Origin of the sequence: Grimontia sedimenti, from assembly GCF_011045095.1 — a bacterium.
Classification (GTDB): domain Bacteria; phylum Pseudomonadota; class Gammaproteobacteria; order Enterobacterales; family Vibrionaceae; genus Enterovibrio; species Enterovibrio sedimenti.
Genome location: NZ_JAALDL010000002.1, coordinates 117,986 through 131,606, shown reverse-complemented (window position 1 = coordinate 131,606; position 13,621 = coordinate 117,986). Strand labels below are relative to the sequence as shown.

14 protein-coding genes are annotated in these 13,621 nt (G+C 47.5%); 1 reads left to right on the top strand and 13 read right to left on the bottom strand.

Features of this window, described 5'->3' with window-relative positions; translation table 11 throughout:
- Positions 1 to 2: 2 nt before the first annotated feature.
- The 9 genes from G5S52_RS03480 to G5S52_RS03440 all read right to left on the bottom strand — a co-directional run bounded on the left by G5S52_RS03480 (position 3) and on the right by G5S52_RS03440 (position 8,687).
- Entirely contained in the window at positions 3 to 677 is a 675-nt protein-coding gene (locus G5S52_RS03480) for a LutC/YkgG family protein (protein ID WP_165011811.1), read from the bottom strand.
- Positions 674 to 2,104 carry a LutB/LldF family L-lactate oxidation iron-sulfur protein gene (locus G5S52_RS03475; RefSeq protein WP_165011810.1) on the bottom strand — a complete coding sequence of 477 codons (1,431 nt, stop codon included), beginning with the start codon at positions 2,102 to 2,104 and terminating at the stop codon, positions 674 to 676. The genes G5S52_RS03480 and G5S52_RS03475 overlap by 4 nt, the downstream gene beginning before the upstream one ends.
- Positions 2,101 to 2,874: a (Fe-S)-binding protein gene (locus G5S52_RS03470; RefSeq protein ID WP_165011809.1), complete on the bottom strand. Its 774-nt coding sequence runs from the start codon at positions 2,872 to 2,874 to the stop codon at positions 2,101 to 2,103. Before G5S52_RS03470 ends, G5S52_RS03475 begins: the two co-directional genes overlap by 4 nt.
- Before the next feature lie 222 nt (positions 2,875 to 3,096).
- A complete protein-coding gene (locus tag G5S52_RS03465) occupies positions 3,097 to 3,921 on the bottom strand; it encodes an HDOD domain-containing protein (protein WP_165011808.1) in 825 nt (274 codons plus the stop codon).
- 135 nt (positions 3,922 to 4,056) lie between these two features.
- Positions 4,057 to 4,776 (bottom strand): DUF3581 family protein, encoded by a 720-nt coding sequence (locus tag G5S52_RS03460; protein ID WP_165012105.1) that lies wholly within the window; start codon positions 4,774 to 4,776, stop codon positions 4,057 to 4,059.
- A gap of 78 nt (positions 4,777 to 4,854) precedes the next feature.
- Positions 4,855 to 5,304: an NUDIX domain-containing protein gene (locus G5S52_RS03455; protein ID WP_165011807.1), complete on the bottom strand. Its 450-nt coding sequence runs from the start codon at positions 5,302 to 5,304 to the stop codon at positions 4,855 to 4,857.
- A gap of 81 nt (positions 5,305 to 5,385) precedes the next feature.
- Positions 5,386 to 7,014: a sensor domain-containing diguanylate cyclase gene (locus G5S52_RS03450; protein WP_165011806.1), complete on the bottom strand. Its 1,629-nt coding sequence runs from the start codon at positions 7,012 to 7,014 to the stop codon at positions 5,386 to 5,388.
- On the bottom strand, positions 6,998 to 7,432 hold the full coding sequence (locus G5S52_RS03445) for a type 2 periplasmic-binding domain-containing protein (RefSeq protein ID WP_235956077.1): 435 nt from the start codon (positions 7,430 to 7,432) through the stop codon (positions 6,998 to 7,000). The genes G5S52_RS03450 and G5S52_RS03445 overlap by 17 nt, the downstream gene beginning before the upstream one ends.
- Before the next feature lies 1 nt (position 7,433).
- Complete coding sequence (locus tag G5S52_RS03440) at positions 7,434 to 8,687, bottom strand: hypothetical protein (RefSeq protein WP_205743760.1); 1,254 nt, start codon at positions 8,685 to 8,687, stop codon at positions 7,434 to 7,436.
- 212 nt (positions 8,688 to 8,899) lie between these two features.
- On the opposite strand from G5S52_RS03440, the gene cobB reads away from it, so the two are divergent.
- A complete protein-coding gene (cobB, locus tag G5S52_RS03435; RefSeq protein ID WP_165011805.1) occupies positions 8,900 to 9,616 on the top strand; it encodes a Sir2 family NAD+-dependent deacetylase in 717 nt (238 codons plus the stop codon).
- A gap of 50 nt (positions 9,617 to 9,666) precedes the next feature.
- Here the strand turns inward: cobB and G5S52_RS03430 are convergent, their stop codons facing one another.
- From G5S52_RS03430 to potA, 4 genes are all read right to left on the bottom strand, one after another.
- Positions 9,667 to 10,707, bottom strand: a complete 1,041-nt coding sequence (locus tag G5S52_RS03430) for an extracellular solute-binding protein (protein ID WP_165011804.1) — start codon at positions 10,705 to 10,707, stop codon at positions 9,667 to 9,669.
- Positions 10,708 to 10,833: 126 nt separating this feature from the next.
- Positions 10,834 to 11,604, bottom strand: coding sequence for a spermidine/putrescine ABC transporter permease PotC (gene potC, locus G5S52_RS03425; RefSeq protein ID WP_002537168.1), 771 nt, complete (start codon positions 11,602 to 11,604; stop codon positions 10,834 to 10,836).
- A complete protein-coding gene (gene potB, locus G5S52_RS03420) occupies positions 11,601 to 12,458 on the bottom strand; it encodes a spermidine/putrescine ABC transporter permease PotB (protein WP_205743775.1) in 858 nt (285 codons plus the stop codon). The genes potC and potB overlap by 4 nt, the downstream gene beginning before the upstream one ends.
- Positions 12,442 to 13,557: a spermidine/putrescine ABC transporter ATP-binding protein PotA gene (gene potA, locus G5S52_RS03415; RefSeq protein ID WP_165011802.1), complete on the bottom strand. Its 1,116-nt coding sequence runs from the start codon at positions 13,555 to 13,557 to the stop codon at positions 12,442 to 12,444. The genes potB and potA overlap by 17 nt, the downstream gene beginning before the upstream one ends.
- Between the last annotated feature and the right edge of the window lie 64 nt (positions 13,558 to 13,621).

Below are 13,621 nucleotides of genomic sequence, written 5' to 3'. Positions count from 1 at the left end.
GGTTACTCCTTAACCAAAATCAGGATCAGGCGCTTCGGTCCGTGCGCGCCGTAGGCGAGTGTCTGTTGAATATCTGCCGTTTTTGAAGGGCCAGAAACCAATACCAAATTGGTTGGTGGTTGGGTTTCCCATCCCGCTTCTTTCCAAAATGTAGAAGCCATTAACTCGCTGAAATTAGACACAATGTCAGATTCGTGAAGGATAGCAATATGAACAGGGGGAACCAGTGACAGGGCTCGCGGTTCGTCTTCACTGGTAACAATGGCGAGGGTGCCAGTATCGGCAATAGCTGCTTTAATCACATTAACGCTGGCATCGATCTCTTGAAACAAGGTGGTCTTCAGCGATTCCATGGTTTGGTCAAATTTGAGCGCCGTTGTGTCAGGGCATTGGTTGGCGATAACTTCCGCCAGTGGACTGCTTTTCGAAAACAGTACTTTGCCGAATCCATTGCTTTGAATACATTCCGCCAATGCAGTCTCAATGCTTCCTTTCTCGGTGCGGATAATTTCCGTGTGGCTTGCTTTCATGCACACTAATAAACGCTCAACCCGAGCTTGACTGTTATCCGATGTCCAAGCTTGCCAGGCTGGCAATTCATTACTTTTCGGTGAGCGTGGTGCCGCGTTTAACTTGGCGAAGATCGCAGCTCGCGCTTGTTGACTCTGTGTTTTCATTTTTGGCCTCCGTTGCGCTGTGCGAGCTTGGTTTTAAGCGAGGTTTTGGCGAGTTTTGGCTTCACGCGACACTGCGTCCAGTTACCGAGATGCTTCGGGATGAGTCCATTCATCTTTCTCGCGGCATCGAGGCCTGTGTGGTAGAGCGATGGGTGAGTGGCGGCGAAAGCGAAACTTTTCATCGCAGCCTTCTCTAGTGTATTGCTGGCCGCATTTTGCCCCTTTAAAACATCATGACCCGTTTCCGGCTTGTTCTTGGATTCCTGACGCAAACGCTGGAGCAGGGAAGGGATAGGAATGCGAACCGGACATACTTCCTCACAGGCGCCGCATAAGCTGGATGCGGTAATCAGCTCTTTGGTACTGTCGATGCCCATCAGATGCGGAGAGATAATCTTCCCTATGGGGCCGGGATATACTGTGCCGTAAGCGTGGCCACCAATGCGGGTATAAACCGGACAGTGGTTCATGCAAGCACCACAGCGAATACATTGGAGTGTTTTACGCAGTTCTTCATCGTGATAAGCCTGAGTCCTGCCATTGTCCAACAAAATAAGGTGGACTTCTTCGGGGCCATCTAACTCGCCCTCTTTGCGTGGACTGCTGATCATGTTGAAGTAGGTGGTGATGTTCTGGCCGGTGGCGGAACGGGTCAGGGCACTATAGAGCGGCGGCACGTCAGACAGGAACTCAACCACCTTTTCGATACCTGTGATAGCAATATGGACCCTAGGAATCGTGGTACACATACGCCCGTTACCTTCGTTCTCGACCAAGCAAAGGGTGCCCGTTTCAGCCACGGCAAAGTTAACACCTGAAACACCAATCTCTGCTTCTTGATAGGCTTCACGAAGCGCATTGCGGCCAGTTTGAATTAAGGTATCGACATCGGTCGTTGGCTTGAAATCGTTTAGGTTGTGTTCGAAGGTGTCAGAAACTTGCTGCTTGTTCTTGTGAATGGCGGGCATGATGATGTGCGAAGGGGTATCACCGTCCAATTGCACAATGTACTCGCCCATGTCGCTTTCCAAACAGCGTACACCTTGTTTTTCCATGTGGTGGTTGAGGCCAATCTCCTCACTCACCATAGATTTCCCTTTCACCATGAGCGTGGCTTGGTGTTTCTCCGCAATTTCACTGAAAATTGCATTGGCCTCATCAGCGTTGAGTGCCCAGTGGACATGAATGCCGTTACGGGTGAGCTGAGCTTCTAACTTATCCAAAAGCTCTGGCAGCTTGCTTAAACAGCGTTGACGAATGGCTTCTGCCCGGTCGCGCACGGCTTTTTCTTCGGCGGCATCAGGAAAGGCGTCACGCCGTTTGCCACGAAGGTAGTCCATCGCCCCACGGAAATTCTGTCGAAGCTCTTTGTCACCCAGCGCTTCTTGTGCCTGCAGGTGGAAATGTTCTGGCGTATTGTGACTCATTGTTCACCTCCTGCCACTCCGGTGCGCTCGGCCAAAAAACGGGCGATATGTTTACCCTTGAAGGTTTCTCCTTTGTATTCCAGTGCGCCATTGATATTGAGCATGCAACCCCAATCTGCGCTGACGAATTCAACGCCGCCAGTGTTTTTCAGGTTGTTTGATTTGTCATCCATCATAGCTTCACTGATGTTCGGATGGCGAACAGAGAAAGTGCCACCAAATCCGCAGCACTCTTCTTCATATTGGGGATGCTTCAATTCCACTTTGTCGAGTTGCCCGAGCAAATGCGCTGTGTAAACATGTACGTTCATTTCTCGTCTTGCGGCACAAGAGGTATGCATAGCGACGGTGGTTTGTTCACCTTGGTCTTTGAATTGTGCGCGACAAACATTGGTGAGAAACTCAGTAAGCTCAAAAACACGTGCCGAAAAGGACTTGGCGGTCGCTTCAAGGGGATGATCTTTAAACAGGCGAGGATAGTGATGAACCATCATGCCACCGCAGGAGCCGGACAGAATGACCACGGGAATGTTCTCTGGAAACAGAGACATTTGGTGTTCAGCGACGGCTCTGGCTTCTTCTGTATAGCCCGAGCTGTAAGCAGGCTGCCCGCAACAGGTTTGTTTAGGAACAAACTCGACGTCTATGCCTTGTTGCTCTAACAGAGAAATAGCGTCTAACCCAGTGTCAGGGTCAAAAGCATCCACCAGACAAGTGGCGTAGAGGTAAACCTTCCGTGGCTTTGCAGGGTAAATCCGAGGTTGTTCCATGTGCTGTCCTCGCGACATTGCTTTCATTGAGTTCTAGTCACTCTTTCAGCGACTGGATTTTCTAATTATTAGAATTTGAGAATATGCACCGACTACCTTTCGATAAATAGCATTAAATGAATTTATTGTTTCCAAAAACGACGCAATGGGAAGGGGCTTTGACTTGTTTTGAACAAAAGAAAAGCGCCTTTTTGGCGCTTTTTGAAAGGACTTTGGTTGTGCTTACAGCAGAGACTTGGCCATCTCGCGACCAGCCCCACGAATATCGTCAATCGACTCAACAACACTTTCATTGAGTCCAAGCATGCTGTATTCGAGTTGATGGTTAAGCCAAGTGATTTTGGCTTCTCCGTCGACAAGGCCGTCCCAGTTTTCGTCTAATTTTGCGCAGAAATTAATTATTGCAGCAAGTTGAGAAAAGTTGTCCCCTTGTACAGCACCATATTGATGAGCAATGGCATCAACCAATGTATCGGCAAATTTCCAGCTCTTGGCTAGTTGACCGCCGAGTTGTGCATTGTCTGTATCCAGAACAATTTGTTGTGCTTCAGGCTTGGTTTTCCCTGCTTCCATGTGGAGTTCGACTTTTTGAGCCTTGTCAGGGTATACGGTGTAAATCAACAGGTCGCCGATGTTATGCAGCATGCCTGCCGTAAAAGCTTCGTTTTGATCAGCTTTGAGTTCTTTAGCAACGTGTTTACATAAAGTTGCTACTTCGAAGGTAGTTCCCCAAAACTCATTGAGATCCAATCCTTCAATTTTTGGAAAAGTACTCATTAATGCCGAAGCCGTTACCAGCGTTCGAATAGGGCCCAGACCCAGTCGAATAACTGCTTCATCAACAGAGGAGACACTTCTGCCTCGGCCAAAGTGGGCTGAGTTTGACAGACGCAAAACGCGAGCACTGATCACTTGATCCATCGCGATTTTTTCTGAGATTTGGTTCATGTCTGAACCTTCACTGTTCACCAAATCCATCAGTTCCTGAACGACCTTTGGAATCTTTGGGAGCTTATCGATATGAGAGAGTAGATTCGCAGTTGCCATATTTAACTCCAGCGCGCTATTGATAAGTTAAATATAGAACAGTGTGTGAAAAGTGTGACTAAATATTGCACATAAGACATTGACGCAAATAAAAAACCCCGAATGAATCGGGGTTCATATGGTATGTCGTACAGGTTATGCAGGCTGTGCAGATAAGAATTCTGATTTTCGGCTGTTAAACCGATCAACCAAAGCATCGACCGCTGAAGTTTCAAACTCACGAAGGCCGCTGCAAACCATCTTTTTCTTTCCTTCACCAATAACTTCACCATTTTCTTTAAACGCAAAGGCAAGAATAACAGCGCCGCGCTTACCGGATACTTCCATGGTGGAGTTAGTTAGCTCAACCGTCGGGTTTGAAAAGTTGAGGTGTTTGAAGTTGAGCTCCATGCTCTCATACATCACCAACGGGCGATCTGGATTAATCATCATGCCGCTTTCTTCCATCAAAGGAACCATGATGTGGGGGAAGTTCATGCCTGAGAATTTCACGTAGTTTTCGGCAACATTAGCCGCAAGCTTCTCATTGACCAAATTATCACCTTCGCGGTGCATGGTTAGATAACACTTGTCGTTTGCATCGATCACATCCAGGTGACCGTTTGCATCCTCACGAATCGCGAGGCCAAGATTGTCTGAAATCATGCCTGAAAAGCTGACTCGCATATTCTGGCTAATACCTGCCTTCGCAAGAAGAACAGAGAAAAGAAGATCACCTGGCACGCAGAATCGTTTGGAATCCTCGTCGTGAATCGGGTTGAAATCGCCGGCAACGAGTTTGGCGAAGTGACTTGCCTGTTGGCGAGTGAAAACGAATTGACCGTCTTTCTGACTGAAGTAGTTATCTAACTGCATGATCTCTTTTGGTGGATGTCCACTGTTAATCTTGTTGGGCATTGTAACTGAGTGACTAACAACAAATGGTCTAGCCAGTTACATAATGTGACCTTGATAGATCTTGTCGAAGGATTTGGTTTGAAGCGCTTCCACCATGGCTTTTGGAAAGAAAAGCAAATCCGGCAGTTTATCGAGTGGCATCCAAACCATACCTATTTGGTCTTTGTCGGGTTCTGACGCTTCGGTGATCTGTCGGAAATTAGTTGCTTCCACAAAGAGTTCTATTTGATGGAGGTGTTTGGGTAGGTAAGTGGTTTCTAATTCATCCGCAATCACTTCACGGACAAAAAGAATGTCGCCCATATCTGCTTCACCGCCTGTTTCTTCAAGAAGCTCACGTTTAAATGCAAGGTCGAGCGTTTCATTATGCTGTATGCCACCACCCGGAATAATGTACCAAAGGCCACGATCGTCGCGATGTTCAGCGAGCAGAATGGTATCGTCTCGGTAACAAACAGCACGGACAGAAACTCTGAGAGGGTGCATCAATGGAAGTCCTTTGCTTACGAAGTGAAAGCACAGCATACAGAGACGCTAGGGAGGGATTCAATGATTGATAATGCTAGACTAACGATTTGCTGATGCTGTCGCTTCTTCTGCCTGATAAAAGCGGAAGAAGTTTTTGCCGTTGTTTTTGACGTAATACATCGCTTCATCAGCCTGCTCGATAAGCGCACTGATGGCTTCGTCGTTGTCAGGGTAGACGCTGATACCAATACTCGACCCTACACATGCTGTTTGCTCGTGGCCGATTTCGACGGGTAGGGCGATCTGGAATTGAAGATCAGAAGCTATATCTGACACCGCCGTTTCATAATTCGGGTTATAAGAGAACCCAATCAAGAATTCATCACCACCCCAGCGGGCAACGACATCTGATCCGCGGAAGAATTGCTTGATACGTTTGGCGACTTCGATAATCACCTTATCACCGGCATCATGCCCGTATGTGTCGTTAACGTGCTTGAAACCATCCAAGTCAATCATCAGTACTGCAAACTTACGCTGTTTCTTGTCAGCTTCTTCCAGCGATACTTCCAATTTCGCCATACCGGCCCGTCGGTTGAGCAGTTGGGTAATTGGATCATGTTCCGCTTCATAGATAATGTTTTGCTCTCGCTCAGCGCGTTCTGTGATGTCGTAGAGGACGACTTCAAGCAAGCTGTCATCTGGGTTGTTAATGTCTTCGACTTTCGAGAACAGGCAGTGTACCCAACGGTCAGCAGCACGCACTTTGTGCTTGAGCTGAATATCCATGGCGCTGAATTGATTGCCAGGTTTGAGCCAGAACTCTTCAATGAATTCTTTAATTTCAGCAGGATCGTTGAAGTAGCCAGTAAAGTCGGTTTTTGAGAAGCGGTCAGTGTCGACAATAAAAGTCTGGCCAAGCAATCTCAGCAGTGCGGGGTTCGCAACAATAAGTTGGTTTCCAGAGTCAATCAGACCAATACCTGCGCTCGCTCTCTCAAAGATAAAACGGAACTTTTTGGATAGATTTTCGGTTTCAGAACGCAGATCCCGCTCATTATCTATTTGGTTGTTTACTGCATCGAGCAAGCCATTAATGTCGCTGACTAAAGCTCCGATTTCATTTTCTTTATGACCGACAGGAACTTCGATTCGGGTAGTGTCACCAGGCGTGATGATGTGGAAGCGATTGGCGATATTCTTCATCGGTTCCGTCAGGATTCGGTTGACGATGATGAGAGTTAGCAACGCGATAATAACGGAGTAGAAAACCAATACAATAACCTGAATTTTCGCCAATGATATCGCATTGTTTTCGATGTACCTTTGATTTGGGTATACCAGCAGATCGCCGACAAATTCGTTCTCATCGAAAGGTGAGACAATAGGGAAGATAATCGCAGTGTCGGCTTGGTCTAAATCGCTATTACCCGAAAAAGACGCAGAAAGGCCATCCTGACTGGTCAGACGCGCAGCCGAGATAATGTCATTCGCTTCTAGCCCTCGTAACACTTCTTCCGCCAGTTCTTTATTGCCCAAATACATAGCAATAGAAGCGGTTTGCTCGATGGTAGTGATGACTTGCTTGATTTGACTGCGCGAGCGGTCGACTTCCTGGTGGTAAGAAATGTAGAACCAAGTGATAGAAGCGAAGATCGAAAAAAGGAATGCGCCGGTGGCTACACCCGTTGCAACCCGAATGTGAATGCGTTTATTGAGAATCTTCAAATCGATATACCACTTTTAAACCATCAACCAAGTCGGCTTCGTTGATATACGCAATTGCATTCTTGTTGTCTCTCACCAAGGCAATGACGTCATCAGATGAACCTACAGTTTGTGGAGGCTCTGACTTACCGGTGAAAAGTAACCTTGCCCAATAGGCATTGACCTGTGCTGCTGACTTGCCCACCAACATACGATAGAACAACTCTCGCTCTTGGCTGCGCTCAGGCAAATCTGTTGTGTCCGCTGACTCTCCGTTTGGATAGGAGTTGTAGCGACCCATGTATAAGTCCACCAATTGGCGTGAAGAGAGGGCACTGAGCGGGTTTTCTGCGTTTACAACCACTACCAACTCTGCACGGGCCCCGGGAGACCATGCTAGCCATGTTAATGTGAGTAGTGCTAATACAAATTTTTTCATATCAGAACACGAAACTCAGGCTAATAGAGATGGTATCGATATGGTCAGGAACAGGCGCTGTAAGGCCCTGTTCGTCAACTGACCAACCGCCGATTCGGTTGTTGTTCAACCAAGTTCTTTCGATTTGTCCTTTTAGTGACAGTTGTGAATTGATGTCATAACGCGCCCCGATACCGAAGGTTTCTTGATCGATAACCCTTGCATCGAGGTTTCCTTTAATCAGTGCATATGCGCCGCCTATTTGCGGATTGGAGAGTAAGACTGTTGGTGGCGCCTCTAACTCATAGATTTCACCAGCGGATTTAGCCTTTGACGCAAACCCATAAACAGTGAGGTCGTTAATTGTTCTCCCCACGCTGGTATAGCCAGCAGCAAGGTCGGGGAAGAATGGCCAGTCTGCATCGGTGTAACTCAATTCAGTCTGGATGTTCCAATCTCCAGTTTCGTATTGAGCACCCAGCGAATAGTAATAGAACCGGGTGTTTTCGAATTCAAAGTCTTGCAGTGAGCTTTGAAGAGATGGCCAAGCCTGGAAAATGGATGGGTTTGATGATGAATTAGTGATCAACGTTGTCGCCGGGTTGCCTTCATCGACCTTTGCGGTCGCTGCAGAACCCGAAAGTATCCATTGGTCGGTAAAGTAACTCAGCTTTGTACCTATGAGTGGTGACAGTGTCACCTCATGGGATTCATAAATCGTATTTATCGATACATCTGACTGACCGCCGAAGAACTTTGCTTCAATCACACCATCCCCGAGTGGTGTGGTGTAAGCAATATCGCCACCATTAAGGCTAGTGACAGGGATGTTGGCGTAAAAGTCTGTGATGGGCTTTGTCCACAGATAAGCAAAACCCACATCGCGGTATTCTGACAGCATGTAAATCGGAGTAGCGATGCGTCCAACTCTGACGGTCACATCTGGAGATACTTTGTAGCGAAGAAAGGCCCAGGTGATGCTCTTGTTAAGATCGTTTTCTATACGATCCTGAACGACCCCTTGAATCACAAAGTCCCAATCGTCGGAGAGGCTGGCGTTGAGCTGTAAACCGACAGATGAGCCTGCTTCGAGGCTCCATTCATCAAAAACACCTTCTTTGGTTAGGTCATAAACGAAACCAAACTTTTCAGTTCCCGAATGAATAGCAGAAATATTACCAAACCCGCTAAGCTGCACGTGCTCACCAGCTTCAGTATTTACTGAAACCAGCGCCGTGATAGAGGCAGCAAGTAAAGAGAGTTTGAGTCGTTGCAAGTGTCAGTTCCGATTCATGTTTGGGACACTTATTAAATATAAGACATATTTCGGATTTCTCTCGTTAAATGCTGTTTTATGTAGGATTTCGACCATGGTCTAGTCCCGCTGAGCTGTTTTGCCAATACCAACAGTGATATAAAGGTTTAAAGCGCATATAAATCCAACACAGTAAAAGCGCGCAGGAATCACTGCCAGAAAGGAAGCTCAATATGCAATTCCCCTATAAAAACATCGTCATACTAACGGGTGCAGGTATCTCGGCAGAGTCGGGGATCCGGACCTTCAGGGCTCAAGACGGGTTATGGGAAGAGCATCACATCGAGGATGTTGCGACGCCTGAAGGTTTCGCAAGAAACCCAGCATTAGTTCAAACCTTCTACAACCAACGCAGAAGACAATTGCAGTCAGGTGTTGTGCCGAACGCAGCTCACGAAGCGCTGGCAAAGCTAGAGCAGGATTTGGAAGGCTCAGTCACTGTGGTTACGCAAAACATCGACAACCTACACGAGAGAGCTGGCAGTCAAAATATCATTCATATGCACGGGGAACTGCTGAAAGCCCGTTGCAGTGGCTCAAACCAAGTATTGGATTGGAAGGACGACATTATGGTCGATGATTTATGCCATTGCTGCCAAATGCCATCACCAATGAGGCCACATGTTGTCTGGTTTGGTGAAATGCCACTTGATATGGACAAGATCCATACCGCCTTGGTAGAAGCAGACCTGTTTATTTCGATTGGTACGTCGGGCTCTGTTTATCCTGCTGCCGGGTTTGTGCACGAAGCGGCGATTAATGGCGCGAGAACCATTGAAGTGAACCTGGAGCCGAGTGCGGTAGAAAGTGAATTTGATGAAAAGCGCTATGGAAAGGCGAGCGTTTTGGTTCCGGAGCTGGTTGAAGAGATTCTCGCACTGCAAGATTGAGCTGGTTTCAAATGAGTGACAAAAAGCGGCCAATGGCCGCTTTTTGTGTGTTATTGACCCGCTTTCAGCTTCTGGAAGTACTCTTCATAAAGCACATTCGCTTCGCCAACTGAGCTTTGCCACTCACCTTTCTCCATCACATCTTGTGGTGGGTAGATGCTTGGATCATCTTTGAATGCTTTCGGCAGGAGAGGGTACGCCGCTTTAACCGGTGTTGGGTAACCAATTTCAATAGCCAGTTTCGCTGCATTCTCAGGACGTAGCAGGAAGTCGATCATCTTGTGTGCAGCGTCCACGTTTTTCGCTGTCGCTGGGATCGCAAGGCTATCCATCCAGAAAATCGCGCCTTCTTCCGGCCATACGATGTCGACAGGTGCGCCTTCGCTACGTGCGATGTAAGCAGAGCCGTTCCACAGCATGCCTAGTGCTACTTCGCCAGCCATGTAAGGGTTTGCAGGGAAGTCTGAATTGAATACCAGTACGTTTGGCATAATCTTCTTCAGCTCTTCGTAAGCCGCCTTGATTTCTTCCGGGTTGGTGGTGTTTGCTGAGTAGCCTAGTTTGGTGAGCGCAATGTGGAAGAACTCACGGGCATCATCCATCATCAGCAATTGGCCTTCATACTCTGGGTTCCAAAGGTCTGCCCAAGCATGTACTGAGTCTTTTTCAACGAAGTCCGTGTTCACACCGATACCGGTTGCACCCCAGATATATGGGATAGAGTATTGGTTATCTGGGTCAAAAGGCTTGTTCAGGTTGTTTGGATCCAACCCATCGAAGTGGCTCAGTTTGCTTTTGTCTATTTTCTGCAGCATGCCTTCGTCGCGCATCTTCTTCACATAGTATGTGGAAGGTACAACCAGATCATATCCATCTGGGTGGGTTTTTAACTTGGCGTACATGCTTTCATTTGACTCGTAAGTTGAGTAAATGACTTTGATACCAGTTTCTTCAGTAAACTGCTCAAGGACTTCAGTTGGAATGTATTCTGACCAGTTGTAAAAGTAGAGCTCTTCGTCAGCAACAGCAGCGGTAGAAAGAAGAGAGAAGGACAGGGCGCTTCCCAGCACAAACTTAGACCAGGGTTTCATCGACAACTCCTGTAGTTTTTCGTTGGTATGAGTTAGTTAGAATAACGGGTGGTTCGAACCATCCGTGACTGAAAAATGCGAAAACAAAGGAGGGGAACAATCATTATGATTGTTCCCCTCTGATCATTATCGCACCTTGTCGCGTGCAAGCATTTGAGAGCAAATGACCAGCACGAGAGAGACGATAAGCATCAGCGTTGCCAGAGCATTTACTTCCGGAGAAACGCCAACCTTAACCATTGAGTAGATTTTCAGTGGCAAGATTTCATAGCTTGGACCTGTCACGAACGAACTGACGATGACGTCGTCCAAAGACAGGGTAAAGCTTAACAACCAGCCCGCAGCAACCGCAGGTGCAGCTAGAGGCAGAATGATTTTCGTCAGAATTGTCCACTCGCTTGCAGCCAAGTCTTTCGCTGCTTCAAGCATACGTGCATCAAAACCATTCAGTCGGCTGTAAACCGTCACCACAACAAATGGCAAACAGAAAGTAATGTGTGACAGCAACAGGGTCAGGAAACCCAGTTGTGCGCCCATCAGCACGAACAGCGCTAACAGAGAGATTGCCATCACGATGTCTGGAGACATCATCACCACGAAAAGCATGCCATTCACGAAGCCTTTACCGCGGAAGCGATAGCGGAACAGGGCAACGGCAGTCAGACTGCCGATAACCGCCGCTGCGGTCGCAGAAAACACCGCGATTGTCAGCGAGTTCCATGCCGCCTGCACCAGGCTGTCGTTATTCAAAAGTAGGGTGTACCACTTAGTGGTAAAACCTTTCCATTCCATACCGAATTTACTTTCGTTAAACGAGTTAACGATAAGAATGACGATAGGTATGTATAAGAACGCATAGACCAGCGACATAAAGCTGGTGCGGAAAAACTTACTCATTCCAGCTCTACCTTCTTGTTAATCAGTTTTCCGACACGCCAGTAGGCGAACAGCATAAGACCCATCAATACGGTCAGGGAAATACTTGCTGCTGAACCAAACGGCCAGTCACGAACATTAAGGATCTGACTCTTGATGACGTTACCAATCAACAGGTTCTTCGCGCCGCCCAACAGGTCAGATACGTAGAACATACCCAGTGCTGGAAGCAGAACCAGAAGACAGCCAGCAATGATGCCCGGCATGGTCAAAGGCAAGATGACTTTGATAAATGCCTGAAGTTTGCTTGCGCCTAAGTCTTTCGCGGCCTCGAGGTAGCTGTTGTCCAGCTTCTCGATGCTTGAGTAAAGCGGAAGAATCATAAACGGCAGCAGGATATAAACCAGGCCAATCATCACCGCATACTCGGTGTACATAATACGTAGCGGCTTATCGATAATGCCCAGCGTCAGTAGGCCTTCGTTAAGTAAACCACGGGTACCCAGGAAAATTTTCAGGCCGTAAGTACGAATTAGTGAGTTTGTCCAGAAAGGAATAATCACTAAAAATAACATCACTGGACGCCATTTCACTGGCATGCGCGCAATAATGTACGCAAACGGGTAACCAATCAGCAAACAGAGCAGGGTAGCAATGGCCGCCATATAGAATGAATGCCAAACCACCTTCGCGTAGAGAGGGTCCATCAACTTGGCGTAGTTGCTCAAGGTGAAGGTCATCTCAATCAGGTTTGCGTCATCGCGGGTCAGGAAGCTGGTGACAATAATCATCAGGTTCGGGATAAACACGAACAGCAGCAACCAACCTACAATCACGCCAATGATGGCGTTTTGGAGATTAAGCTTCTTCATCAGGCAGTACCACTTCCCAGCTTTCAACCCAGGTAATCGCGACTTTCTGATCCAAAGAGTGGTCTACATCTGGATCATCTTCGTTGAAGAATTCGCTGACCATGACTGACATGCCAGATTCCAGCTCTAGGACTGAATCCAGCGTCATGCCCTTGTAGTTGCGCTCGCGAACGTAACCGATAATGCCATTGCCAGAATCTGCCGCTTCGATTTCTTCGATACGCAGATCTTCAGGGCGAAGCAGGACTTTCACCCGGTCACCCGCTTTAACGTCCAACTTACAGTAAACCTGACATTCACGGCCTTCGATGGTGGCAGTAATGCGCTCTTCATCGATACGGGCGATAACATCAGCGTCAAACACGTTGATTTCACCGATGAAGCGCGCAACGAACAGGTTCGCTGGCTCTTCGTAAATTTCACGAGGTGTGCCGTCTTGAACCACTTCACCGGATTTCATCACGATGATGCGATCAGACATCGACAGCGCTTCTTCTTGATCGTGGGTGACGAAGATGAAGGTAATGCCTAGCTTGCGCTGGAGTTGTTTCAGCTCAATCTGCATTTGCTTGCGCAGTTTGTAGTCAAGCGCAGAGAGGGACTCATCAAGCAGCAGTACTTTTGGTTTATTCACGACAGCGCGAGCAATTGCGACGCGTTGCTGTTGACCGCCCGAGAGTTGATGAGGTTTGCGTGGTGCAAATTGTTCCAGTTGAACCATGCGAAGGGCTTCCATCACACGTGGTTCGATTTCACTTTCAGCAACTTTCTGCATGCGCAGGCCGAAAGCAACGTTATCGAACACCGTCATGTGCGGGAACAATGCATAGCTTTGGAAAACGGTATTAACATGACGATGTTCTGCGGGGATAGCAGTCACGTCCTGCTCATCGATGATAATGTGGCCATCGTCTGCATCTTCAAGACCAGCAATCAAACGAAGTACTGTGGTCTTGCCACAACCTGACGGACCTAGAATGGTTAAAAACTCACCGTTGTTAATTTCAAGATCGAAGTTAGAGATGATCTCTTTACCATCGAAGCTCTTACACAGTCCTTTTAACTGGACAACGGGTTTTTTAATTGGTTGTGTTGCGTTCAATTCTACTCTCACTCCTTACACCACGGGCGATTAGCTAAGTAAAAATTCCCCTAAAAATTAGACC

Coding starts and splice junctions, on each gene's coding strand:
- G5S52_RS03475 (WP_165011810.1), bottom strand. CDS start 2,104: ATGAGTCACAATACGCCAGAACATTTCCACCTGCAGGCACAAGAAGCG.
- G5S52_RS03470 (WP_165011809.1), bottom strand. CDS start 2,874: ATGGAACAACCTCGGATTTACCCTGCAAAGCCACGGAAGGTTTACCTC.
- potC (WP_002537168.1), bottom strand. CDS start 11,604: ATGAGTAAGTTTTTCCGCACCAGCTTTATGTCGCTGGTCTATGCGTTC.
- G5S52_RS03460 (WP_165012105.1), bottom strand. CDS start 4,776: ATGCAGTTAGATAACTACTTCAGTCAGAAAGACGGTCAATTCGTTTTC.
- G5S52_RS03455 (WP_165011807.1), bottom strand. CDS start 5,304: ATGCACCCTCTCAGAGTTTCTGTCCGTGCTGTTTGTTACCGAGACGAT.
- G5S52_RS03430 (WP_165011804.1), bottom strand. CDS start 10,707: ATGAAACCCTGGTCTAAGTTTGTGCTGGGAAGCGCCCTGTCCTTCTCT.
- G5S52_RS03480 (WP_165011811.1), bottom strand. CDS start 677: ATGAAAACACAGAGTCAACAAGCGCGAGCTGCGATCTTCGCCAAGTTA.
- G5S52_RS03445 (WP_235956077.1), bottom strand. CDS start 7,432: ATGAAAAAATTTGTATTAGCACTACTCACATTAACATGGCTAGCATGG.
- cobB (WP_165011805.1), top strand. CDS start 8,900: ATGCAATTCCCCTATAAAAACATCGTCATACTAACGGGTGCAGGTATC.
- G5S52_RS03465 (WP_165011808.1), bottom strand. CDS start 3,921: ATGGCAACTGCGAATCTACTCTCTCATATCGATAAGCTCCCAAAGATT.